The organism is Allobosea sp. NPDC055353 (assembly GCF_053644975.1).
The window spans coordinates 1,106,870-1,127,673 of sequence record NZ_JBSHMC010000002.1; the positions used below are offsets into that span (position 1 = coordinate 1,106,870).

The 20,804-nt window shown below is 66.8% G+C and carries 20 protein-coding genes; 12 read left to right on the plus strand and 8 right to left on the minus strand.

Annotation, left to right across the window (positions count from 1 at the left end):
* Nucleotides 1-130: 130 nt before the first annotated feature.
* On the minus strand, nt 131-1,366 hold the full coding sequence (locus ACWIEX_RS18650) for a metal-dependent hydrolase family protein (protein ID WP_454034463.1): 1,236 nt from the start codon (nt 1,364-1,366) through the stop codon (nt 131-133).
* A 218-nt stretch (nt 1,367-1,584) separates the two neighbouring features.
* Between ACWIEX_RS18650 and ACWIEX_RS18655 the strand changes: the two genes are divergently transcribed.
* Together ACWIEX_RS18655 and ACWIEX_RS18660 are read left to right on the plus strand one after the other, a co-directional pair.
* Nucleotides 1,585-2,694: a CaiB/BaiF CoA transferase family protein gene (locus ACWIEX_RS18655; RefSeq protein ID WP_454034464.1), complete on the plus strand. Its 1,110-nt coding sequence runs from the start codon at nt 1,585-1,587 to the stop codon at nt 2,692-2,694.
* Between the two features lie 290 nt (nt 2,695-2,984).
* The gene (locus tag ACWIEX_RS18660) at nt 2,985-3,728 is read left to right on the plus strand and encodes an aspartate/glutamate racemase family protein (protein WP_454034465.1); all 744 of its coding nucleotides are present in this window, start codon (nt 2,985-2,987) and stop codon (nt 3,726-3,728) included.
* A gap of 10 nt (nt 3,729-3,738) precedes the next feature.
* On the opposite strand, the gene ACWIEX_RS18665 is transcribed toward ACWIEX_RS18660, so the two are convergent.
* Nucleotides 3,739-4,650 (minus strand): NAD(P)-dependent oxidoreductase, encoded by a 912-nt coding sequence (locus ACWIEX_RS18665; protein ID WP_454034466.1) that lies wholly within the window; start codon nt 4,648-4,650, stop codon nt 3,739-3,741.
* Between the two features lie 101 nt (nt 4,651-4,751).
* Here ACWIEX_RS18665 and ACWIEX_RS18670 point away from each other — a divergent pair, with 101 nt between their 5' ends.
* Entirely contained in the window at nt 4,752-5,822 is a 1,071-nt protein-coding gene (locus tag ACWIEX_RS18670) for a LacI family DNA-binding transcriptional regulator (protein ID WP_454034467.1), read from the plus strand.
* A 7-nt stretch (nt 5,823-5,829) separates the two neighbouring features.
* Here the strand turns inward: ACWIEX_RS18670 and ACWIEX_RS18675 are convergent, their stop codons facing one another.
* The 5 genes from ACWIEX_RS18675 to ACWIEX_RS18695 all read right to left on the minus strand — a co-directional run bounded on the left by ACWIEX_RS18675 (nt 5,830) and on the right by ACWIEX_RS18695 (nt 11,385).
* Nucleotides 5,830-6,735, minus strand: coding sequence for an NAD(P)-dependent oxidoreductase (locus ACWIEX_RS18675; RefSeq protein ID WP_454034468.1), 906 nt, complete (start codon nt 6,733-6,735; stop codon nt 5,830-5,832).
* A 74-nt stretch (nt 6,736-6,809) separates the two neighbouring features.
* Complete coding sequence (locus ACWIEX_RS18680) at nt 6,810-7,712, minus strand: carbohydrate ABC transporter permease (RefSeq protein WP_061970623.1); 903 nt, start codon at nt 7,710-7,712, stop codon at nt 6,810-6,812.
* The gene (locus tag ACWIEX_RS18685; protein WP_454034469.1) at nt 7,705-8,661 is read right to left on the minus strand and encodes a carbohydrate ABC transporter permease; all 957 of its coding nucleotides are present in this window, start codon (nt 8,659-8,661) and stop codon (nt 7,705-7,707) included. The genes ACWIEX_RS18680 and ACWIEX_RS18685 overlap by 8 nt, the downstream gene beginning before the upstream one ends.
* Before the next feature lie 138 nt (nt 8,662-8,799).
* On the minus strand, nt 8,800-10,104 hold the full coding sequence (locus ACWIEX_RS18690) for an ABC transporter substrate-binding protein (protein ID WP_091857127.1): 1,305 nt from the start codon (nt 10,102-10,104) through the stop codon (nt 8,800-8,802).
* 228 nt (nt 10,105-10,332) lie between these two features.
* Nucleotides 10,333-11,385 (minus strand): ABC transporter ATP-binding protein, encoded by a 1,053-nt coding sequence (locus tag ACWIEX_RS18695; RefSeq protein WP_454034470.1) that lies wholly within the window; start codon nt 11,383-11,385, stop codon nt 10,333-10,335.
* Nucleotides 11,386-11,623: 238 nt separating this feature from the next.
* On the opposite strand from ACWIEX_RS18695, the gene ACWIEX_RS18700 reads away from it, so the two are divergent.
* The 3 genes from ACWIEX_RS18700 (at nt 11,624) to ACWIEX_RS18710 (ending at nt 14,300) form a co-directional block, all read left to right on the plus strand.
* On the plus strand, nt 11,624-12,400 hold the full coding sequence (locus ACWIEX_RS18700) for a FadR/GntR family transcriptional regulator (RefSeq protein WP_454034471.1): 777 nt from the start codon (nt 11,624-11,626) through the stop codon (nt 12,398-12,400).
* A gap of 146 nt (nt 12,401-12,546) precedes the next feature.
* Nucleotides 12,547-13,521: a 2-hydroxyacid dehydrogenase gene (locus ACWIEX_RS18705; protein WP_454034472.1), complete on the plus strand. Its 975-nt coding sequence runs from the start codon at nt 12,547-12,549 to the stop codon at nt 13,519-13,521.
* Nucleotides 13,506-14,300 (plus strand): AprI/Inh family metalloprotease inhibitor, encoded by a 795-nt coding sequence (locus ACWIEX_RS18710; protein ID WP_454034473.1) that lies wholly within the window; start codon nt 13,506-13,508, stop codon nt 14,298-14,300. Before ACWIEX_RS18705 ends, ACWIEX_RS18710 begins: the two co-directional genes overlap by 16 nt.
* A gap of 201 nt (nt 14,301-14,501) precedes the next feature.
* On the opposite strand, the gene hppD is transcribed toward ACWIEX_RS18710, so the two are convergent.
* Nucleotides 14,502-15,638: a 4-hydroxyphenylpyruvate dioxygenase gene (gene hppD, locus ACWIEX_RS18715; RefSeq protein WP_454034474.1), complete on the minus strand. Its 1,137-nt coding sequence runs from the start codon at nt 15,636-15,638 to the stop codon at nt 14,502-14,504.
* Between the two features lie 133 nt (nt 15,639-15,771).
* On the opposite strand from hppD, the gene ACWIEX_RS18720 reads away from it, so the two are divergent.
* The 6 genes from ACWIEX_RS18720 (at nt 15,772) to ACWIEX_RS18745 (ending at nt 20,787) form a co-directional block, all read left to right on the plus strand.
* Nucleotides 15,772-16,242, plus strand: coding sequence for an Lrp/AsnC family transcriptional regulator (locus tag ACWIEX_RS18720; protein ID WP_454034475.1), 471 nt, complete (start codon nt 15,772-15,774; stop codon nt 16,240-16,242).
* 99 nt (nt 16,243-16,341) lie between these two features.
* Complete coding sequence (locus ACWIEX_RS18725) at nt 16,342-17,226, plus strand: tellurite resistance TerB family protein (protein WP_454034476.1); 885 nt, start codon at nt 16,342-16,344, stop codon at nt 17,224-17,226.
* 219 nt (nt 17,227-17,445) lie between these two features.
* Nucleotides 17,446-18,336 (plus strand): UbiA family prenyltransferase, encoded by an 891-nt coding sequence (locus ACWIEX_RS18730; RefSeq protein WP_454034477.1) that lies wholly within the window; start codon nt 17,446-17,448, stop codon nt 18,334-18,336.
* Nucleotides 18,333-19,646, plus strand: a complete 1,314-nt coding sequence (locus ACWIEX_RS18735) for an FAD-binding oxidoreductase (RefSeq protein ID WP_454034478.1) — start codon at nt 18,333-18,335, stop codon at nt 19,644-19,646. The genes ACWIEX_RS18730 and ACWIEX_RS18735 overlap by 4 nt, the downstream gene beginning before the upstream one ends.
* Nucleotides 19,647-19,804: 158 nt before the next feature.
* Nucleotides 19,805-20,353 (plus strand): TlpA disulfide reductase family protein, encoded by a 549-nt coding sequence (locus ACWIEX_RS18740; RefSeq protein WP_454034479.1) that lies wholly within the window; start codon nt 19,805-19,807, stop codon nt 20,351-20,353.
* Nucleotides 20,354-20,487: 134 nt separating this feature from the next.
* On the plus strand, nt 20,488-20,787 hold the full coding sequence (locus ACWIEX_RS18745; protein WP_454034480.1) for a hypothetical protein: 300 nt from the start codon (nt 20,488-20,490) through the stop codon (nt 20,785-20,787).
* The last annotated feature ends 17 nt before the right edge of the window (nt 20,788-20,804 follow it).

A 20,804-nucleotide genomic window follows, 5' to 3' on the forward strand; every position in this document is an offset into this window, starting at 1 on the left:
GTTCCCTGCCGCATGTTGTCCGCTCTGGAGGCCAAGACCGTTCCCTCTTTTGAGCGGCAGTTTGCGACGCCACTTACAAACAGTGAAGCCTGCATTTCCGTCATGCGCTGACCGGCGAGTGGACAGCGCTTCAGTGCAGCGTGTTCTTGTAGAAGGCGCCGCCCTTCATGATCGCCGCCAGGTGCTTGCCCTGCTCCTGGAAGAGCGCCAGGTCCTTCAGCGGATCGCCGTCGACCAGGATCAGGTCGGCGAAGGCGCCGGTCTGAACCGTGCCGAGCTTGCCTTCCATGCGCAGGATCTGGGCCCCGACCGTCGTCGCCGAGCGGATGATCTCCAGCGGCGAGAGCACCTCGCGGCGCAGCAGGAATTCGCGCGACTGCTCGACCTGCAACTGCCCGAGCAGATCCGAACCGAAGGCGACCGGCACGCCGGCGCGCTTGCAGATCTCCAGCGAGCGCAGGCCGCCATCGATGACGAGATCGTTCTTGGCCAGCATGTCGCCGGTCATGCCGAACTCGGCCGCCCGCTCCTTCATCGCGTAATAGGCGACGAGATTGGCGGTGAGGAACATGTTGTTCTCGGCCATCAATTTGGCGGAGGCGTCGTCGATCAGGTTGCCGTGCTCGATCGCGCGCACGCCGCATTGCGCGGCCCGGGTGATCGCCTCCGGCGTATAGGCATGGGCGCAGACATAGCGGCCGAAGGCCTTCGCCTCCTCGACGGCGGCCTTCACCTCGTCGACGCTGAACTGCATCGAATCCAGCGGGTCGTAGGGGGAAGCGACGCCGCCGGACATCATGATCTTGATATGGTCGGCACCGAGCCGCATCTGCTCGCGCACCGATTTGCGCACCGAGGAGACGCCGTCGGAGACGTTCATCGTATAGGCCATCGCGTTGCAGCAATGGCAGCGCGCGCCGAAATCGGTGCGCCGGCGCGGGTCGCTATGGCCACCGGTCGGGCCGATGGCGGCGCCGGCAATGAACAGGCGCGGCCCTGCGACATCGCCCTTCTCGACCGCTTCCTTGATGCCCCAGTCGGCGCCGCCGGTATCGCGCACGCTGGTGAAACCGCGATCGAGCATGCCCTTCATCAGTCGCACCGCACGCGCCGTCATCAGCGTCAGCGGCATGCTCTCCATCGTCCGGATATAGACCTCCGACAGGAAGACATGGACATGGCTGTCGATCAGCCCGGGCATCAGCGTGCGACCACCGCAATCGATCACATCGGCCTTGGCGGGCTTCAGCGGCTTGTCGGAGAGTTCGCGGATCGTGTCGCCCTCGACGACGAGTTCGTAGCCCCGGCGCAATTCACCGAAACCGGGTTCGAGCAAAGCGAAGTTCTTGAAATGCAGCATCGTCATTCCCGCCTCCGAATAGGCCTGCCGGTGCGCACCCGGCTCGAAACCGCGACATGATATGCACGCAACATCCAAACTGTCGACAGCGCAAGGGCAGCTAATTGCGCCTCCGGCGGACATCTGTCGCCGGTCGCGCATCGTGGGGTTATCCAGCCAGATCGGCGTTGCGCCGCTGATCGATGGCGGGTTCACTCAGGCCCTAACGGAGATTCGCAACCGCCATGCCGGGCCCACTGAACGGGATCAAGATCGTCGACCTGACCACGGTCATCGCCGGCCCCTATGCGACGCAGACGCTGGGCGACATGGGAGCCGATGTCCTGAAGGTCGAGCCGCCGGGTGGCGACATCATGCGGGCGCCCGGCCCCGCCCGCTCGCCGGGGATGGGTGCGGCCTTCCTCAACTGCAACCGCAACAAGCGCAGCATCGCGCTGGACATGAAGTCGGCGGACGATCTTGCCCGCCTGCGGGAGCTGATCGCGGATGCCGACATTTTCATCCATAACATGCGGATGAGCGCGGCCCGCCGTAACGGTCTCGATCCGGAGACGCTGCTCGCCCGCCATCCACGCCTGATCTACTGCGCCATCGTCGGCTTCGGACAGGACGGGCCCTATCGCGATCGCCCGGCCTATGACGACGTCATCCAGGCCGCCTCGGGGTGGGCCGCGCTGGCTGAGCGCTCGGGCGATGCGCCGGCCTACGCCCCTACCATCGTCGCCGACAAGACGACCGCCCTCTTCGCCGTCGGCGCGATCAACGCCGCCCTCTATCACCGCGCAGTCTCAGGCGAAGGCCAGGCGATCGAGGTCCCGATGTTCGAGGCGATGGTCTCCTTCCTCGCGGTCGAGCATCTCGGCGGCCGCAGCTTCGAGCCCGCGCTTGGCGAGAGCGGCTATTCCAGGGTTCTGTCGCGGCATCGCCGGCCCTACCGGACCGCCGACGGCTTTATCGCGGTGATGCCTTATACGGCAGCGCATTGGCGTGCGCTGTTCCAGGCGGCAGGGCGCGAGGACTGGGCGGCGGAACCGGCGCTCAATGACGGCGCCGCACGCGCGGCGATGATCGATACGCTCTACGAGCGCCTGGCGGAATGCCTGCTGGACCGCTCCTGCGTCGAATGGCTGTCGATCCTCGACCGGATCGACGTGCCCTGCTCGGCGATCAACACGCTCGACGACCTCCTGGACGATCCGCATCTGAAGGCCACGGGCTTCTTCGAGGCTGTCGAGCATCCCACGGAAGGGCGACTGGTCACGACGAAGCCGCCAATCCGTTTCAGCAGGACGCCCTGCGCGATCACGCGGCAGGCGCCAAGCCGACCCCGCTGACCGCAGGATAACCGGGCAACACGCGACGCTGCGATCTGGCCCGCGACATCATCGTGCCCTTGCTGTGGACGCAGCGGAATGCGAGAACGCCGGGCAGTGCCAACGACGCCCGACCCTGCCGGAATGGAAGCACTGTTTCTCCATTCATCCGCTTGCGAGCCGAACGGCAAATCTGCTGTTGATTTCAGACCGATGAGACATCGTTCACTCCTGGCAACCGCTGTACCGCCATCACCCGATCGCGAGATCGGCGGCGGGGCCCGGCTGGTTCACGGATCGTGAGGCCTCGCTTGCGCATTCTCCTGCTCAATCCCAACACCATGCCGGAGATGACGGCGCTGGTCGCGCGCGTGGTCCAGTCCTATCTGCCGGCGCAGGCCGAGCTCGTGCCGGTCACCGGCCGCTTCGGCGCGCATTACATCGCCAGCCGCAGCGCCGGCGTCATCGCCGCCCATGCTGCGCTCGAAGCCTTCGCCGAGCATGGCGGGGACTGTGACGGCGTCTATCTCGCCTGCTTCGGCGATCCCGGCCTGCTCGCCCTCAAGGAAATGGCCCGCATCCCGGTGATCGGCATGGCAGAGGCCAGCAGCCGCTATGCCGCGGAACAGGCCGAGCGCTTCGCCATCGTCACCGGCGGCGAGCGCTGGGGGCCGATCCTGCACGAATTCGTCAGCTCGATCGGGCTGGGCAACCGCCTCGCCGCCGTCGAGACTGTGGCTCCCACCGGCGCCGATATCGCGCGGGACCCGGAGGGCTCGATCGCGATGCTCGCCGAAGCCTGCCGCCGGGTCGCCCGGCGTGATGGCGCCGGCGCCGTCATCCTCGGCGGCGCAGGGCTTGCGGGCCTTGCGCCGCGCGTCCAGCCGCTTGTCGACGTCCCCGTGATCTGCTCGGCCGAGGCCGGTATCCGGATGCTGCTGGCCGAACTCGACCAGCCACAGCCGAAGCCGCGGGAAGGCGACCTCGCCCTGCCCGCTCCTGTCGCCAGCACCGGGCTCTCGGACGGCCTCTCGCGGCTGCTGGCGCAGCCCTGAACCGGCGGCTTCAGCCCTTGCCGGCGAGCGAGCTGCCGTTCAGTCCGGCGATCCAGTCCGACAGCATCGGCACGTAATCCTCGCCCTTGCCGCTGGCGACGGCGGTGGCAAAGCTGTTCTTCACGGCATTGCCGATCGGGTTGGCGACGCCGGCCTCGTTGGCGACGCTCTCCAGATAGCGCACGTCCTTCAGCGCGTTGCTCAGCGTGAACTTATGAGCGTCGCGGTCGCGCTCCAGCACGTATTGCATGAAAGTCTGGTAGAAGCCGCAATCCATGCGGCTGCCGCGGATGACGCTGTCGAAGGTCTGCGGCGTGATCCCGATCTTCTGGCCGAGCGTCAGGGCCTCGGCATAGATCGCGGCGTAGCCCAGCGACAGGAAGTTGTTGATCAGCTTCATCTTGTGACCGTCGCCGACCGGGCCGAGATGCACGATCTTCTGCGCCCAGGCCTCGCAGGCCGGCTTGATCCGGGCGAAGACCTCGGGCGAGGCGCCGACCATCGCGGAGAGCTGGCCGAGCGCGGCCTGCGCCGGCGTGCCGCCGAGCGGCGCATCGGCGAGATGCAGCCCCTTTGCCGCGAGCTCAGCCGCGAGCTTCACCGTCACCGTCGGGTCCGAGGTCGAGCAATCGACGATCACCGTGCCCGGCTTCGCACCGGCGACGATGCCGGTCTCGCCCTTCACCACCGCCTCGACCTGGGCCGAGCCGGTCACGCACAGGAAGATGATCTCGGAGCGTGCCGCGAGCTCCTTCGCCGTCTTCGCCTCGACGGCACCCGCCGCGACCAGCTCCTCGACCGGCTTGCGGTTGCGATGCCCCATCACGGTCAGCGGGAAGCCCTTGTCCACAAGATTGCGGGCCATACCCTGCCCCATGAAGCCGACGCCGATGAAGCCGATGGACTCTTTGCCTGCGCTCATCTTCAAATTCTCCCGCTGATATGGTTGAGATGGACCCGGACGTCGGCGACATGGCCGGACCGGAAGCTGGCCGCGAGGCCTGCGCTCAGTGTGGACGAGTCATGACTGCCAGCGACCCGCCCGGGCTTCGCCAGCCCAAGAGCCCGACGCCCACCGGCCGCGGCCGCGTGACCCTGCAGGTCATCGCCGAGCGACTCTCGGTCTCGACCGCGACGGTGTCCCTGGCCTTGCGCGGCTCGCAGCTCGTAGCGGAAGCGACGCGCAACCGCGTGCGCGAGATCGCCCGCGAGATGGGCTACAGCTACAATCGCAGCGCCGCCTCGCTCCGCACCGATCGCACCAACATCATCGGCGTCGGCTTCCACGACATCACCAACCCCTATTTCGCCGAATTGCTTGCCGCGATCGAGGAAACCGCGGCCCGCAACGACCGCTCGATCCTGCTCGGGACCTATGCCGAGAACCTGGACCGGCAGCAGCGCGTGCTGAGCACGCTCGCCGAATACCGGCCCGACGGCATGGTCCTGTGCTCGGCCGGCGGCAGCACGGCGGAAAGCCTCAGCCCCCTGATCGATGCCGGCGTCCCGATCGTGCAGCTCTCGCGCGAAATCCCGGAGCTCGACCTCGATTTCGTCGGCTCCGACGACCGCCATGGCACGAACCTGGCCGTGGAGCACCTGATCGAGCTCGGCCACCGTCGCATCGCCTTCCTCTGCGCGAACGAGAACATCTCGACCGGACGCAACCGCTATGCCGGCTATCGCGAGGCGCTGGCACGCCACGGCCTGCCCTTCGACCCGGCGCTGGTCCATTTCGACTACGGCACCCGTGAGAACGGCCTCAAGGGCATCCAGCAGGTCCTCGATGCGGAGAACCCGCCGACCGCCGCCGTCTGCATGAACGACCTCGCCGCCTTCGGCGCGATGCTCGGCCTGCGCCATCGCGGGCTGGAAGCCGGTGCCGATTTCTCGATCGTCGGCTGCGACGACGTGAAGGAAGCCGCGCAATGGTTTCCCGCGCTCACCACCGTCTACAATTTCCAGAACGAGATGGGCGCCAAATCGGCCGAGTTCCTGCTGAACCGCATCGCCGATCCCAGCGCTCCGACCCAGCGCCTGCTGCTGACGCCGGCCCTCCACATCCGCGGAACGACCTGCCCGCCGCCGCGCTGAGGCAGCGTCAGGCATCGTTCGCAGGCTTGGCGTTGAGCGCGCGATAGGCCCGCACCACCTGCGAATCGTCGCGCCCGCCGTGCCCGAGGCCCGACGCCGACAGGAACATCTGGTGTGCCGCAGCGGCCAGCGGCAGGGCCGTCTTCGCCACTCGCCCGGCATCGAGTACGATGCCCAGGTCCTTGACGAAGATATCGACAGCGCTCGCCACCACCGGATCGGGCTCGTGCATGCGCGGCCCGCGATCCCTGAGCATCCAGGACGAGGCGGCAGAGCCGCCCATGATCTCGAACAGCAGGCGCCCGTCGATGCCGGCCTTCTCGGCCAGCGACAGGGCCTCGGCCGCGACCGCGATATGCACCCCGGCGAGGAGCTGGTTGACGGTCTTCACCGTCGCGCCCTGCCCGGCCTTCTCGCCGACATGGAAGACCTTGTCGCCGAGCGCGTCGAGCACGGGCTTCGCCCGCGCGAAGCTGTCTTGGGGGGCGCCGACCATGATGGTCAGCGTCGCATTGTGCGCACCGTTCACCCCGCCCGAAACCGGCGCATCGATGAAATGCCGCCCGGTCTTCGTGACCTCGGCCGCGATCGCCTCGGTCTCGCCCGGCGGGCAGGTCGCCATCAGGATGACGGTCGCGTCCGGTGCCAGCGCGGCGAGCGCCCCGGCCTCGAACAGCACGGCGCGCGCCTGCGCCGCGTTGACCACCATCAGCAGCAGCGCCCCGGCGCCCTCGGCCGCTTCCTTCGCGCTCGCCGCGGCATGCCCGCCGGCCGCGACCAATGCGTCACGCGCCGCCTCCCGCATGTCGAAGCCGGTGACACGGAACTGCTTCCTGACGAGGTTCTCGGCCATCGGCGCGCCCATGGCGCCGAGCCCGACGAAGGCGATGCTGGAGATCGATTGATGGGACATCGGGGCAGACACTCTTTGAACGAAAGCGGGCACAGCTTGCGCCATGCCCGCAAGACAGCCGGCGTCGAAGCCGGCTACTCCTTCACCGCACCCGTCATGGACGCGACGTAGTAGTCGACGAAGAAGGAATAGAGGATCGCGACCGGGATCGAGCCTAGCAACGCGCCGGCCATCAGCGAGCCCCAGTGATAGACGTCGCCTTCGACGAGCTGGGTCAGCACCGCGACCGGAACCGTCTTCTTCTCCGCCGACTGGATGAAGGCGAGCGCATAGATGAACTCGTTCCAGGACAGGGTGAAGGCGAAGATGCCGGCCGAGATCAATCCGGGCATGGCGAGCGGCAAGGTGATCCGCCACAGCGTCTGCAGGCGCGTCGCCCCGTCGATCATCGCGCATTCCTCGAGCTCGTAGGGGATCGACTTGAAATAGCCGATCAGGAGCCAGGTGCAGAACGGGATCAGGAAGGTCGGATAGGTCAGGATCAGCGCTAAGGGCGAGTCGAACAGGCCGAACTGGAAGATCAGCGTCGCCAGCGGGATGAACAGGATCGAGGGCGGCACGAGATAGGCGAGATAGATCGCGAGACCCACATATTGCGAGCCCTTGAACCGCAGGCGTTGGATCGCATAGGCGGCGAGCACGCTGGAGAACAGCGAGAGCGCCGTCGCCACGGCCGCGACCATCATCGTGGTCCACAGCCATTGCGGATAATCGGTCTGGAAGAGCAGCTTGTTGATGTTCTCCAGCGTCGGCGACTTCACCCAGAACGGGTTGTTGTTCTTGTAGTCGAGCAATTCACCGTTCGGTTTGATCGCCGTGATCGCCATCCAGTAGAACGGGAACAGCAGCACGAGCAGGAAGACCGACAGCGGCAGGTAGAGCGTGATGAAGCGCCGCGGGCCGGACGACCAGTCGATGACGCCTTCGCGCTCCTTGTCGGTGAGCTGCGGGCGCGTGGCGAGGGTCTGGTCAGTCATTGTCTTCCCCCTGCTGCCACTTGCGGCGGGACAGGCCGTAATAGCTGAAAAGCGTCGCCATCACGAGGAACGGGATCATCGCCACCGCGATCGCCGCGCCCTCGCCGAGCTGCCCGCCCGGGATGCCGCGCTGGAAGGCAAGCGTCGCCATCAGATGCGTGGCATTGACCGGTCCGCCGCGGGTGATCGCGTAGACGAGCTGGAAATCGGTGAAGGTGAACAGCACCGAGAAGGTCAGCACGATCGCCAGGATCGGCATCAGCATCGGCAGCGTGACATGGCGGAAGCGCTGCCAGGAATTGGCACCGTCCAGCATCGCCGCCTCGTAGAGCGCCGGCGAGATCGTCTGCAGGCCGGCCAGCAGGCTGATCGCGACGAAGGGAATGCCGCGCCAGATATTGGCGGCGATCAGTGAGAATCGCGCCGGCCAGGGCTGGCCGAGGAAGTCGATATAGGTGTCGCGCCAGCCGAGCACGTCGACGAGCACATAGGAGATGATCGAGAACTGCGGATCGTAGATCCACCAGAAGGCGATCGCCGAGAGCACTGTCGGCACGATCCAGGGAATCAGGATGATCGCCCGGAGCAGCGACTTGAACGGCAGGTGGTTGTTGAGCAGCAGCGCCAGCCAGAGGCCGAGCGCGAACTTTCCGAAGGTCGCCACGCCGGTATAGAGCAGCGTGTTCCAGACCGAGGTAATGAACACCCGGTCCTGCCAGAGCGACACGAAATTCTCGAAGCCGATGAAGATGCCGGGCCTGCCGATACGCGTATCGGTGAAGGCGAGCCAGATGCCTAAGCCCAGCGGATAGCTGAGGAAGACCAGCAGGAAGGCGGCCGCCGGCAGCAGACAGAGGAAGATCAGGAATGGCTTGTTGTCGAACAGACGCACCAGCCAGCTGTGCTGCAGGCTGTGGACGGTTCGCGATTCGGCGGCAGCTACGGCCATGGCGCCCTCGCGTTCGGGTCGGCTGGGGCACCGGGACGAAAGGCTTGAAGCCGCCTTTCAGGGATATCCGATGCGATCTCGCGTCGGCCGCCGGGCAAGCCGGCGGCCGCGTGTCTCCGGATCAGCGCGGGACGCGCATCAGGTCCGGTAGTAGCGCTTGGCGCGGCGCTCGGCTTCCTTGGCCGCTTCTTCCGGCGTCGCCTGGCCGGCGCAGACGGACGCGACCATCTGCACGACCACATACTCGGCGTTCACGGTGCCCGCGGCCTCGTTGATCGAGCCCTTGTAGCCGCTCCAGAGCGCGCGTTCCCAGGTGTCGCGGTAGATCAGGATCTTGGGATCGCTCGACCAGACCTTGCTGTCGGCATAGCCCTTGAGCGGCTGCGCCCAGTAGCCGGAGCTGCCGGTCAGCCACTTGTCGTAGTTCTCGCGCTCCATCATGAAGCGCAGATAGGCCAGCGCGGCTTTCGGGAACTTGGTGTGCTTGAACGCCATGGCGTTGATGATCAGCGCCGGCTCCGAGGGGCGCCCGAGCGGCCCGACCGGCATCATCGCATGGTTCAGGTCCTTGCCGATCGCCGCGGTCTTCTCGTCCTTCGAATTCTTGATCGAGAAATAGAGCGAGACGCCGTTCTGCGTGACCGAGACTTCACCGGCCGACAGCGCCTTGTTATTGCTGATGTCGAGCCAGGACAGCGTGCCGGGGATGAAGGTCTCGTAGAGCGCCTTGGCGTATTTCAGCGCCTCGATCGTCTCCTTGGAGTTGATCGTGACCTTGTTGTTCTCGTCGACCATATGGCCGCCATGGGTCCAGACGAGCCAGTTGCAGAAGGCGTTGCCGTCGCCGACGGCGTTGCCCAGCGCGAAGCCGGCGGGATGGTTCTGCTCCTTGAGCTTGCGGCAGAGCTTGAGGAAGCCGTCGAGATCCTTCGGGAAAGCGTCGAAACCCGCTTCCTTGACATGGGATTCGCGATAGACCGCCGGCGCGCCGGAAGCGCCCATCGGGATCGAGACCCACTGGTTGGTCTTGTCCTTCTTGCCGTATTTCTCGGCGATCGGGTACCAGCCACCGTTCTTCTTGCCGAGGTCATCGGCCAGCGCGGTGAGGTCGATCAGCTTGTCCGAGAAGATATGCGGATCATCGGCCCAGCCGACGACGATATCGGGGCCGGCGCCGGTATTGGCGGTCACCGCCGTCTGCGGCCGCAGGTCTTCCCAACCGGCATAGTCGACCTTGACCTGCACGCCGGTCGCCTTGGTGAAGGCGGCGGTGTTCTCGTCGAAGATCTGCTGGTCGAGATCGACGAACTTGGTCGGGCGCAGCACGCGCAAGCTCGCACCCTTCTCGACATCGGCCTGCGCGATGGCCGAAGACAGCGGCAGGGTCGCGCCCGCCGCGAGGCCGGCGCCGCCGATCAGAACGTCTCTTCTTGAAATGCTCATGGAAACCGTCTCCTCCGTTGGCGGCAGCGGCCTGCATGGGACCGCCGTCCTGCATGATTTATGGGCATTGACAGCGATTATCCGCCGCCCTGCATTCGGGGCGGCGAATTTCTTGGAGCCGGGGTCCGATCAGGTTGAACCGACTCGATCGGAAAGCCGCCTCGGATACTCTGCATCAAGAACGCATAGCTCGATCGGATCGCATCGCAATCCGATCAGCGCGTGCCCTTAGATGCGCTTGCCGGTCGCGGCGTCGAACAGGTGCGTCACGCTGGTATCGGGCGTGATGCCGATCGTCTCGCCGGGCTTCGCCGAGATGCGCTCGCGGAAGATGCAGGTCAGATCCTGCCCGCCGCAGCGGACGACCACCTGCGTCTCCGAGCCCATCGGCTCGACGACCGCGACCTCGGCCTTCAGGCCATTGGGATCGAGGCGGAAATGCTCGGGGCGGATGCCCAGCACGGCGGCAAGGCCGTCGGAGCCCACCGGATGCTTGCCGATCGGCCAGATCGTGCCGCCCTCGGTCTCGAAGCCGTTCCCGACGATCTTGCCCTTGAGCAGGTTCATCGAGGGCGAGCCGATGAAGGCGGCGACGAAGAGATTGGCCGGGTTGTCGTAGAGATCGAGCGGTGCGCCCATCTGCTCGACGATGCCGTCATGCATCACGACGATCTTGTCGGCCATGGTCATGGCCTCGATCTGGTCGTGCGTGACATAGACCGTCGTGGTCTTCAGGCGCTGGTGCAGCTCCTTGATCTCGGTGCGCATCTGCACGCGCAGCTTGGCGTCGAGATTGGAGAGCGGCTCGTCGAACAGGAAGACCTGCGGATCGCGCACGATCGCCCGGCCCATCGCGACGCGCTGACGCTGGCCGCCCGAGAGCTGGCGCGGGTAGCGGTCGAGCAGCTTGTCGAGGCCGAGGATGCCCGCAGCCTTGCCGACGCGGTCGTCGATCTCGGCCTTCGGCGCCTTCCGGAGCTTCATCGAGAAGGCCATGTTGTCGGCGACCGTCATATGCGGATAGAGCGCATAGTTCTGGAACACCATGGCGATGTCGCGCTCCTTGGGCGGAACGTCGTTCACCACGCGCGGGCCGATCTTGATCTCGCCGCCCGAGATGTTCTCGAGCCCGGCGATCATCCGCAGCAGCGTCGACTTCCCGCAGCCGGACGGACCGACCAGGATGACGAACTCGCCGTCGTCGATGTCGATGTCGACGCCGTGGATGACCTGCGTCGACCCGTAGGCCTTGCGCACATCGGCAATCTGGACTGAAGCCATGCCGTCCTTCCCTGTTTTCCGTTCCCTGATCACGCGCTCGCCTTGCAGCGGCCCGCGACCACAATCGGTTTCTTGTGACCGAATGATGAAACCGGATACCGCCTGATCCCGGCGATTGTGTCCGTTCCAATCTGCGATAAAGTCATACGATAGAAGCGGCCCTGTCAAGCGCCGCCACAACCTTCGGGATGCCGCAAATTTTGGCTGGCCGAAGGCGCCCGAGGGAGGGGCACCAGCGATGCGGGTACGCGACTTCTCGCGGCCGACGACGCTCAATCCGGACCGGCTTTTCGGCCAGGTCGCCCAGAAGCTTGCCGTCGCGATCATCACCGGTCGCGTCCGGGCGGGCGAGGTCCTGCCGAACGAAGACGACCTGCGCTCCGAGATATCCGTCTCGCGCACCGCCTATCGCGAAGCCGTCAAGATCCTCACCGCCAAGGGGCTGGTCGAGGCCCGCCCGAAGAGCGGCACCCGCGCGGCACCGCGCGAGCGCTGGAACCTGCTCGATCCGGACGTCCTGTCCTGGCAATTCGAGGCCGACCCCAACGAGAAATTCATCCGCGATCTCTTCGAGTTGCGCCGCTTCGTCGAGCCGAGCGCTGCCCGTCTCGCCGCGCAGCGCCGGACCTCCGCCGACATCGCCCGGATCGAAGCCGCCTATCGCGGCATGGCCGACGGCGCGCCCTATGCCGAGGCGACGATCCGGGCCGATCTCGCCTTCCACGAGGCGATCTTCTCCGCCGCCCAGAACGCCGCGTTGCAATGCCTGTCGAGCGCGGTCATCGCCACCCTGCAATGGTCGTTGCTGCTCAAGACCGGCGACGAAGCGGCCTATATCGAATCATTGCCCGACCATGAGCATGTCCTGCTCGCCATCATCGACCGCGACGGCGACCTCGCCTCGGCCCGCATGGCGGGCCTCGTCATCGACAGCCTCAACACCACGCTGGCCTCGCTCGGCACGCATTTCGCGACGGAGACTGGGAAAATCACCAGAATAAAGCATACTAAATGAGCGCACCGTTCCGCAGCGGGGCGTGATCGGGTAGCGCTCATGCGGCGGCGGGGCTATGCCGTTCCGGCAGGCCGCGTAGTTTCATTTTAATCGATTCAGACACGCCGAATCAACGCCCTTCGCCACATCTCACGGACAGCCAGACAATGACAGCCTCCACCAAGCCCGAAATCGTCCAGACCGGCCCGCTGATGGCCTATGCCGCCGACCAGCTCAAGGCGCGCTTCACCGTTCATGAACTGTGGAAGGCGCCCGACCGCGCCGCCCTGCTGCGCGAGGTCGCGGACCGCGTGCGCGGCGTTGCCGCTGGCGGCGGCCATAACCGGGTCGACGGCGCCCTGTTCGACGCGCTGCCGAAGGTCGAGGTCATCTCGAGCTTCGGCGTCGGCTATGACCATGTCGATGCCGCCGAGGCCGGCAAGCGCGGCCTCGTCGTCACCAATACGCCCGATGTCCTGACCGACGAGGTCGCCGATCTCGCGCTGGGCCTGCTGATCGCCACCGTCCGCCAGCTCCCGCAGGTCGACCGCTACCTGCGCGAGGGCAAGTGGCTGCAGGGCAATTATCCGCTCACCACCTCGCTGCGCGGCCGCAAGGTCGGCATCGTCGGCCTCGGCCGCATCGGCAAGGCGGTGGCGCAGCGCGTCGAGGCCTTCGGCCTGCCGGTCGTCTATCACGGCCGCTCGCGCCAGGCGGACGTGGCCTATCGCTACTACCCCTCGCTGGTGGACATGGCCGCCGATGTCGACACGTTGATCTCGGTCGCGCCCGGCGGCGCCTCGACCCATCACATCATCAATGCCGAGGTGCTGAAGGCGCTCGGGCCGAACGGCATCCTGGTCAATGTCGGCCGCGGCACCGTCGTCGACGAGCAGGCACTGATCAAGGCGCTCAAGGACAAGACCATCCTCTCCGCCGGCCTCGACGTGTTCGAGGACGAGCCGCGCGTGCCGGCAGAGCTGATCGCGATCGAGCATGCCGTGCTGCTGCCCCATGTCGGCTCGGCCTCAGTCCATACCCGCGAGGCGATGGGCCAGCTTCTGGTCGACAACCTGGTTTCATGGTTCGATGGCAAGGGCCCGCTATCGCCCGTGTCGGAGACCCCATGGAAAAAGGCCTGATCCGCCGGCTTCTGCCTCTGCTGGTCCTCGCCGCCGGCGCCCTGCCGGCGGCCGCCCAGACGGCGCCGCTGCCGCGCGGCGCCGACAAGGCACCAGAGGCGATCCGCCGTTGGCTCGGCGCCTGGGAGCTCGAGCTCGCGGGCGCATCGCGAAGCTGCACAGTCACGCTCGGCGCGGAGACCACCGGCAACCGGCGGCAGCTGCGGTTCCCCGCCACCTGCCGGCGCGCCTTGCCGGTGCTCGACACCGCCGCCTCCTGGACCTTGGCCGCAGGCGGGCAGCCCCAGTTCATGGATGCGGCCGGCAAGGAGGTCATCGGCTTCCAGAAGGGCACGCCCGAGACCGGGCTCGACGGCAAGGGCAGCGATGGCAAGGCCTATCGCCTGTCCTCGCGGGACCATCCCCGCATCGCGCCCCGGGCTCCGCAGAATCAGGGGGCAACCGCCGCCCAGCGCATCACCGTCGTCGATCCGGCAACCGCGCCAGCGCCCGATACCCTGCCGGGACGCTATGTCCTGATGCGCCAGCAGAATCGCGAGGCCTGCCGCCTCCTGCTCTCGCCCCCGGCCGCCGATGGCCACCAGCCGGCAACCTTCGAGGGGACCTGCCCGGATACCGGGTTGACGATTTTCGATCCCGTCGGCTGGCGCTATGCCGGCGGCCGGTTGACGCTCGTCGCGCGTCGCGGCCACGGCACCGACCTCGTCTTCGAGAACGGTCAATGGCGCAAGGACCCGACGGTCGGGGCACCGCTTCTGATGCGCAAGCTCGCGCCTTGAGGCGCGCGATTCGGCTGAGGTCCCTTCCTTCTCCCCTTGCGGGAGAAGGTGCCCCGAAGGGGCGGATGAGGGGTCACGCCACCGTTAGCGGTTAGCGCCCTGCAAGAGTGAAAACCGGAAACCTCGCACGACCCCTCACCCAACCCTCTCCCGCAAGGGGAAAGGGGGTTTGTCGCGGCACCTGCGCCTCGGGCCGCGGATTTACTCCGCCGCGTCCGCCGGCTTCAGCACGCCCCTGCGGATCTGGTCTTCCTCGATCGATTCGAACAGGGCGCGGAAATTGCCCTCGCCGAAGCCGTCATCGCCCTTGCGCTCGATGAACTCGAAGAAGATCGGTCCGACCACCGTGGCCGAGAAGATCTGCAGCAGCACCTTGCTCATCCGGCCGGCCTTCTCGCCGAGCGCGACCGCGCCCTCGCCGTCGATCAGGATGCCGTTGGCCTTGAGCCGCTCGACCGGCTCGCCATGGTTCGGCACGCGAGCATCGACCTTCTCGTAATAGGTCGCGGGCGGCGCCGGCATGAACGGCAGGCCGTTGCCGCGCAGGGCCTCGACGCTGGCATAGATGTCGCGCGAGCCCATCGCGACATGCTGGATGCCCTCGCCCTTGTACTGGCGCAGGTACTCCTCGATCTGGCTCTTGTCGTCGAGCGACTCGTTGATCGGGATGCGGATCTTGCCGCAGGGCGAGGTCAGCGCGCGCGAGATCAGGCCGGTCAGCTTGCCCTCGATATTGAAGAAGCGGATCTCGCGGAAATTGAACAGGTTTCCGTACCAGCCGGCCCAATGGTCCATCCGCCCGCGGATGACGTTGTGGGTGAGATGGTCGAGATAATAGAGCCCGGCCTGCTCCGGATGGGGATCGCGCTCGCCGATCCATTCGAAATCGACATCCCAGATCGAGCCCTTCTCGCCATAGCGGTCGACGAAATAGAGCAGAGACCCACCGATGCCGCGCACGGCCGGGATCGCGAGTTCGCCCGGCCCGATCGCGCTCTCATAGGGCTCGGCGCCGAGTGACACAGCCCGCTCGAAGGCATGCTTCGCATCGACGACGCGGAAGGCCATGGCGCAGGCGCAAGGGCCGTGCTCGGCCGCGAAGGCCTGGGCGAAAGAATCGGGCTCGGCATTGACGACGAAATTCACGTCGCCCTGCCGATAAAGCGTCACCTGCTTCGAGCGGTGGCGGGCAACCTTGGTGAAGCCCATCGTCTCGAACAGGGCGCCGAGCTTCGCCGGCTCGGGATGGGCGTATTCGACGAATTCGAAACCGTCGGTTCCCATCGGGTTAGCAGCCGAGATCGCGGGTGGAGCGGCATCGTGCGGAAACGGACCCATGGGCATTCCTCCTGTTTGCTCTTGTCGGGATGATCAATCATCGCGCAAATAGCAGGCAGGTTTCGTGCAAACTTGCCTCCTTCGACAGCGTTGATGCATGATCCGTGCATCAGAGGCCTCTGGGGCGCATCACATGGCCACGCTTGACGCGCTCGACTGGCGCCTGCTGGACGCTCTCCAGAATGATGCCTCCCTGACCAACGCCGCCCTGGCGGAGACGGTCGGGCTATCGGCGAGCCAGGTGTCGCGTCGACGGCAGCGACTGGAGCAGGAGGGCGTCATCCGCGGCTACCGGGCGGCGCTGGAGCCTTCTGCCGTCGGCCTCGGCGTCATCGTCTTCATCCATGTCGCGCTCGACACGCATTCGCGAGACAACGCCCGCCGCTTCCGCGATCTCGTGCGCCTGACGCCCGCGATCCTCGAAGCCCATGCCCTGACGGGCGAGGCGGATTACCTGCTCAAGGTCGCGGTCGGCGACCTCAAGGCGCTCGCCCGGCTCGTCAACGAAATCCTGATGCCGCATGAGAGCGTCGCCCGCGTCCGCTCCGAGATCGCGCTGGAAACGCTGAAGGAGCCGGGAGTTCTGCCGCTGCCGATGACATAGGCGCGCGGCTATGCAAACTGGCGCCTTGGTCACGCCGCTTTCATGCGGCTGATCGATCTCGACTGCGCGGCATCATGACCGCCAACAGGAGAAACCTAGATGTTCAATGCCAAATCCCTGCTCGACGCCCTGATCAGCGCCGGCAGCCAGGCAGGCTCACAGGCCGGGCAGCAGGGCGGAATCGGCGGCATGCTCGGCGGGCTGACCGGTCAGGTCCAGCGCTCGGGCGGCCTCGGCGGACTGGCAGGCCAGATCCTGACCCAGGCGACGCAGGGCCTCGGCGACGCGGCGCGCCAGACCGGCGTGCAGCAGGGTGCCGGCGATGCACTCGGCCGGGTCACCGGCGGCCGGACGCCGGACCAGCTCATCGAGCAGGCCAAAGGCATGTTCAGCAATAATCCGGCCCTGGCGACCGCGGTGCTCGGCGGTCTCGGCGCCCTCGTCTTCGGCACCAGCACAGGCCGCTCGGTCGCGGGCTCGGCGGCCAAGCTCGGCGGCCTCGCCCTGATCGGCGGCCTTGCCTACAAGGCCTACCAGAACTACCAGGCCGGCAAGCCGCTGCTCAACGCCGCCCAGCAGGAGGTGCTGCCCGCCCCCGCCGGCACCGGCTTCGAGCCGCAGGCCGCGACCGAGGCCACCGCTCTGGTCTTCATCCGCGCGATGATCGCAGCCGCAGCCGCCGACGGCCATATCGATGCCGAGGAGCAGGGCGCCATCCTCGGCGGCTTGAAGGAAGCCGGCCTCGATCAGGAAGCGCATGAATGGCTGGCGCAGGAGATGGCGAAGCCGGCTTCGATCGACGCGCTGGTCGAGGCCGCCGAGAGCCCCGAGCTCGCCGCCCAGATCTATACGGCGGCGCGCATCGCCATCAATCCGGACAATGCCGCCGAGAAGGACTTTCTGGCAGGCCTCGCCGGCTCGCTTGGCCTCGACGCCGAACTCGTCGCCAATATCGACGCCGCCGCCAGCGCCGCCAAGGTCTGACGGCTTCGGCCGGCGCCCGAGCCCGGCGCCGGCCGTCTCCGGCTTTCGCGGACCGCGGAAGCCGGATGTTAAGCATGGTGTTGAAATCGCAGCCCGTTTCGACGCCACATGCACCTGCGCTTAGGAGTTTCCCGCCGATAACGCCCGCGCCGGCTGAACCGGCAGTCGGCTTCCGCGATGCGGAGGCCGACCCATGTCTTGGGGGAGACGGGCCGAACCATGTCTGTGACCGCGATGATCAGGGCGATGCGGCCGCATCACTGGCTCAAGAACGGCCTGGTCTTCGTCCCGATCCTGCTCAACCACGACGCCTTCGATCCGCACGCGCTCTGGCTCGGCCTGATCGCCTTCGTCGCCTTCAGCCTGATTGCCTCCGCGGTCTATCTCCTCAACGACATCAAGGATGTCGAGGCCGACCGGCGCCACCCGACCAAATGCAAGCGCCCCCTCGCGGCGGGCGAGATCACGGCGGCGCAGGCCTATGCCGCCGTACCCGTCCTGCTCATCGCCGCCTTCTCGATGGTGATGCTCGTCCCGCAGCCGAAGAACTTCCTCCTCGCGCTGCTGGCCTATCTCTTCCTGGCACTGGCCTATCTGCTCTTCCTCAAGCGCAAGCTCCTGGTCGATGTCCTCGGGCTTGCTGCCATGCACACGCTGCGCATCCTCGCCGGCAATGCCGCCGCCGCCATCCCGATATCCTCCTGGCTGCTGGCCTTCGCGATGTTCCTGTTTCTCAGCCTGGCGCTGGTGAAGCGCTATGCCGAGCTGCGCCTGACCCAGGACCAGTCCGGCCTGAAGAAGGCGGGGCGCGGCTATCACGCCGAGGACATCGAGGCGCTGTCGCAGCTCGGCATGGCCTCGGGCTGTACCTGTGCGCTGATCATGGCGCTCTATGTCGACAGCGCCAATGTGAAGCAGCTTTACAGCCAGCCCAAGCTGATCTGGCTGATCTGCCCGATCATCCTCTACCAGATGGCGCGGATCTGGTTCCTGGCCCGCCGCGGCCAAATGCCGGACGATCCGCTGGTCTTCATGATCCGCGACTGGCGCAGCCAGCTCATGGGGCTCGTCGTGGCCCTGATCATGGTCGCCGCGACCTTCCTGCCGTGAGCGCCCCGCTCTCGGACTATCGCTCCTGGGGCGGGCTGGCGGCCCGCGGCAGCACGGTCGTCGATGCCCGCGACTGGCTCGATGCGCCTCACCGCCCGCGCCGCCCGCTCCTCGCCTATGGCAATGGACGCTCCTATGGCGATTCCTGCCTGAACGACGGCGGCACGCTGATCGACGCGCGCGGGCTCGACGAGATTCTCGCCTTCGACCGCGAGACCGGCCTCATCACCTGCGGCGCCGGCCTCTTGCTCGACCGCCTGCTCGAGATCACCGTGCCGGCGGGCTGGTTTCCGCCGGTCACGCCCGGCACCGCCTTCGTCACCATCGGCGGGGCGCTCGCCAACGACGTCCACGGCAAGAACCACCACAGCGCCGGTACCTTCGGCTGCCATGTCCGCGCCTTCGAACTGGTCCGCTCGGACGGGCAGCGCCTGATCTGCGCGCCCGACCTCAACCACGAGCTCTTCACCGCAACCATCGCCGGCTTCGGCCTCACCGGCCTGGTGACGCAGGTGACGCTGCAGCTCATGCCGATCGCCTCGGCCGAGATGGCGCAGGAAGTGCTGCCCTTCGACAACCTCGCCGGCTTCTTCGAGATCGCCAACGCGTCCGACGCCACGCATGACTACACCGTCGCCTGGATCGACTCGCTCGCCAGCGGACGCGATCTCGGTCGCGGCGTCTTCTTCCGCGCCAACCATGCCCCCGCTTCCGGCATTCCGGCGCCGCGTCCGGCGCGCTCCCTGTCGTTTCCGCTGAAGCCACCCTTCCCGCTGATCAACCGCATGACGCTCAGCGCCTTCAACTGGCTCTACCGCAACAGTCAGCCAAGCGACGGCCTCACCCGCCGGGTGCCCTATCGCCCGTTCTTCTACCCGCTCGACCGCGTCCGCGACTGGAACCGCGCCTATGGTCCGAAGGGCCTGCGGCAATTCCAATGCGCCGTCCCGCTCGACAAGGCCCCCGACACTGTCGCCGAGATGCTGCGACAGACGCTCGCCGCCGGCGAAGCTTCCTTCCTGACGGTGCTGAAGCTCTTCGGCGACAAGCCTTCGCCCGGCCTGATGTCCTTCCCCATGCCGGGTGCCACGCTGACGCTGGATTTCCCCAATCGCGGCGAGCGGACCGAGCGGCTGCTGTCTCGGCTCGACGGCCTCGCGATCGCCGCCGGCGGGCGGGTCAACCCATACAAGGACGCCCGCATGTCATCAGCGACCTTCGTGGCATCCTTCCCGCGCTGGCGCGACTTCGCTGCGCATATCGACCCCGGCTTCTCCTCCGATTTCTGGCGGCGGGTCACGGCGCAGTAGAGCGGACTGCGACATCACAGCCCGGTGAGGTCAGCACTGCGACGGTTCCCCGACAAGCGGCCGGCTGCTAGCTGCGGCGCATGACTACGTCCGTGAAAGATCAGCCGGCACCGGGCCGGAACACCGCCCCCTCGCCGACGCGGCGCCGGGCCCTCGCCATGACCCTGCTCTCCCCCTTGGCCGCGACATCGGCCGCAGCCCTGCAGCCGCCGCGCTTCGCCGGGCCGAGCTCGCAATTCGTCCAGATCGATCCGCCGGAAGAGGCGGGCTCCCTCATTCTCACCGACCTCTCCGGCAAGACCCGGCCCCTATCCAGCTATCGCGGCAAGGCGGTCCTCCTCAATTTCTGGGCGAGCTGGTGCCCGCCCTGCCGGCGCGAATTGCCGATCCTGCGACGGCTCCAGGCCAAAGCCGCCCGCGAGCCCTTCGTCGTCTTGCCGATCTCGCTCGACAAATCCGTGGCAACCGTCAGGAGCTATCTCGACCGGCTCGGCCTCGCCGATCTCGCGAGCTTCATCGATGCCGAAGGAGTGGTGGCCTCCGGCCCGAAATCGGCGAAGCCCACGCCCTTCCCGCTCTATGGCATGCCGATGACCTATCTGCTCGATCGCGAGGCGCGCAGCGTCGGCTATCTCGTCGGCGAAGCGGACTGGACCAGTCCGGAGGGGCTGGAATTGCTGCGCTTTTACGGGCAAGCGGCGGGCTGATTGTGCCGAGCTCGCCGAGCGCCTGAACCGCCCCCCAAAAAATCCTGCATCGCCTTTGAACCGATCCGCTGCTCGCCGAGACCAATGAGCATGAAGAGCGAAACCTTCGCTCTCACAGAGATTGGGAGACGAGCATGACGACGTTCCGCAAGACCGTGACCGCGACCCTCGCGGCCCTCACCCTGGCCACCACCTTCGCGGCTTCCGGCGCCGAGGCGCGGCCGCGCTGGGGTTACGGCTACGGCCACCGGGGCTGGGGTGTTGGAGCCGGCGTGGTCGGCGCGCTCGCCGCGGGCGCCATCATCGCCGGCGCCACCCGCCCGTCCTATGGCTACGGCTACTACGCCGCCCCCGTCCGCTCCTGCGACCTGGTCGAGCGCTTCGACCGCTGGGGCAACGTCGTCGGCTACCGCCGGGTCTGCGGCTACTACTGAGCTGTCCTGGAAGGCCC

What these genes read in the sequence shown, in the direction of transcription:
- ACWIEX_RS18725 (WP_454034476.1), top strand. Translation starts at nt 16,342, where the DNA reads ATGTTCAATGCCAAATCCCTGCTCGACGCCCTGATCAGCGCCGGCAGC.
- ACWIEX_RS18670 (WP_454034467.1), top strand. Translation starts at nt 4,752, where the DNA reads ATGACTGCCAGCGACCCGCCCGGGCTTCGCCAGCCCAAGAGCCCGACG.
- ACWIEX_RS18650 (WP_454034463.1), bottom strand. Translation starts at nt 1,366, where the DNA reads ATGACGATGCTGCATTTCAAGAACTTCGCTTTGCTCGAACCCGGTTTC.
- ACWIEX_RS18675 (WP_454034468.1), bottom strand. Translation starts at nt 6,735, where the DNA reads ATGTCCCATCAATCGATCTCCAGCATCGCCTTCGTCGGGCTCGGCGCC.
- ACWIEX_RS18745 (WP_454034480.1), top strand. Translation starts at nt 20,488, where the DNA reads ATGACGACGTTCCGCAAGACCGTGACCGCGACCCTCGCGGCCCTCACC.
- ACWIEX_RS18665 (WP_454034466.1), bottom strand. Translation starts at nt 4,650, where the DNA reads ATGAGCGCAGGCAAAGAGTCCATCGGCTTCATCGGCGTCGGCTTCATG.
- ACWIEX_RS18680 (WP_061970623.1), bottom strand. Translation starts at nt 7,712, where the DNA reads ATGACTGACCAGACCCTCGCCACGCGCCCGCAGCTCACCGACAAGGAG.
- ACWIEX_RS18740 (WP_454034479.1), top strand. Translation starts at nt 19,805, where the DNA reads ATGACCCTGCTCTCCCCCTTGGCCGCGACATCGGCCGCAGCCCTGCAG.
- ACWIEX_RS18730 (WP_454034477.1), top strand. Translation starts at nt 17,446, where the DNA reads ATGTCTGTGACCGCGATGATCAGGGCGATGCGGCCGCATCACTGGCTC.
- ACWIEX_RS18655 (WP_454034464.1), top strand. Translation starts at nt 1,585, where the DNA reads ATGCCGGGCCCACTGAACGGGATCAAGATCGTCGACCTGACCACGGTC.
- ACWIEX_RS18710 (WP_454034473.1), top strand. Translation starts at nt 13,506, where the DNA reads ATGGAAAAAGGCCTGATCCGCCGGCTTCTGCCTCTGCTGGTCCTCGCC.
- ACWIEX_RS18685 (WP_454034469.1), bottom strand. Translation starts at nt 8,661, where the DNA reads ATGGCCGTAGCTGCCGCCGAATCGCGAACCGTCCACAGCCTGCAGCAC.
- hppD (WP_454034474.1), bottom strand. Translation starts at nt 15,638, where the DNA reads ATGGGTCCGTTTCCGCACGATGCCGCTCCACCCGCGATCTCGGCTGCT.
- ACWIEX_RS18695 (WP_454034470.1), bottom strand. Translation starts at nt 11,385, where the DNA reads ATGGCTTCAGTCCAGATTGCCGATGTGCGCAAGGCCTACGGGTCGACG.
- ACWIEX_RS18705 (WP_454034472.1), top strand. Translation starts at nt 12,547, where the DNA reads ATGACAGCCTCCACCAAGCCCGAAATCGTCCAGACCGGCCCGCTGATG.
- ACWIEX_RS18700 (WP_454034471.1), top strand. Translation starts at nt 11,624, where the DNA reads ATGCGGGTACGCGACTTCTCGCGGCCGACGACGCTCAATCCGGACCGG.
- ACWIEX_RS18690 (WP_091857127.1), bottom strand. Translation starts at nt 10,104, where the DNA reads ATGAGCATTTCAAGAAGAGACGTTCTGATCGGCGGCGCCGGCCTCGCG.
- ACWIEX_RS18720 (WP_454034475.1), top strand. Translation starts at nt 15,772, where the DNA reads ATGGCCACGCTTGACGCGCTCGACTGGCGCCTGCTGGACGCTCTCCAG.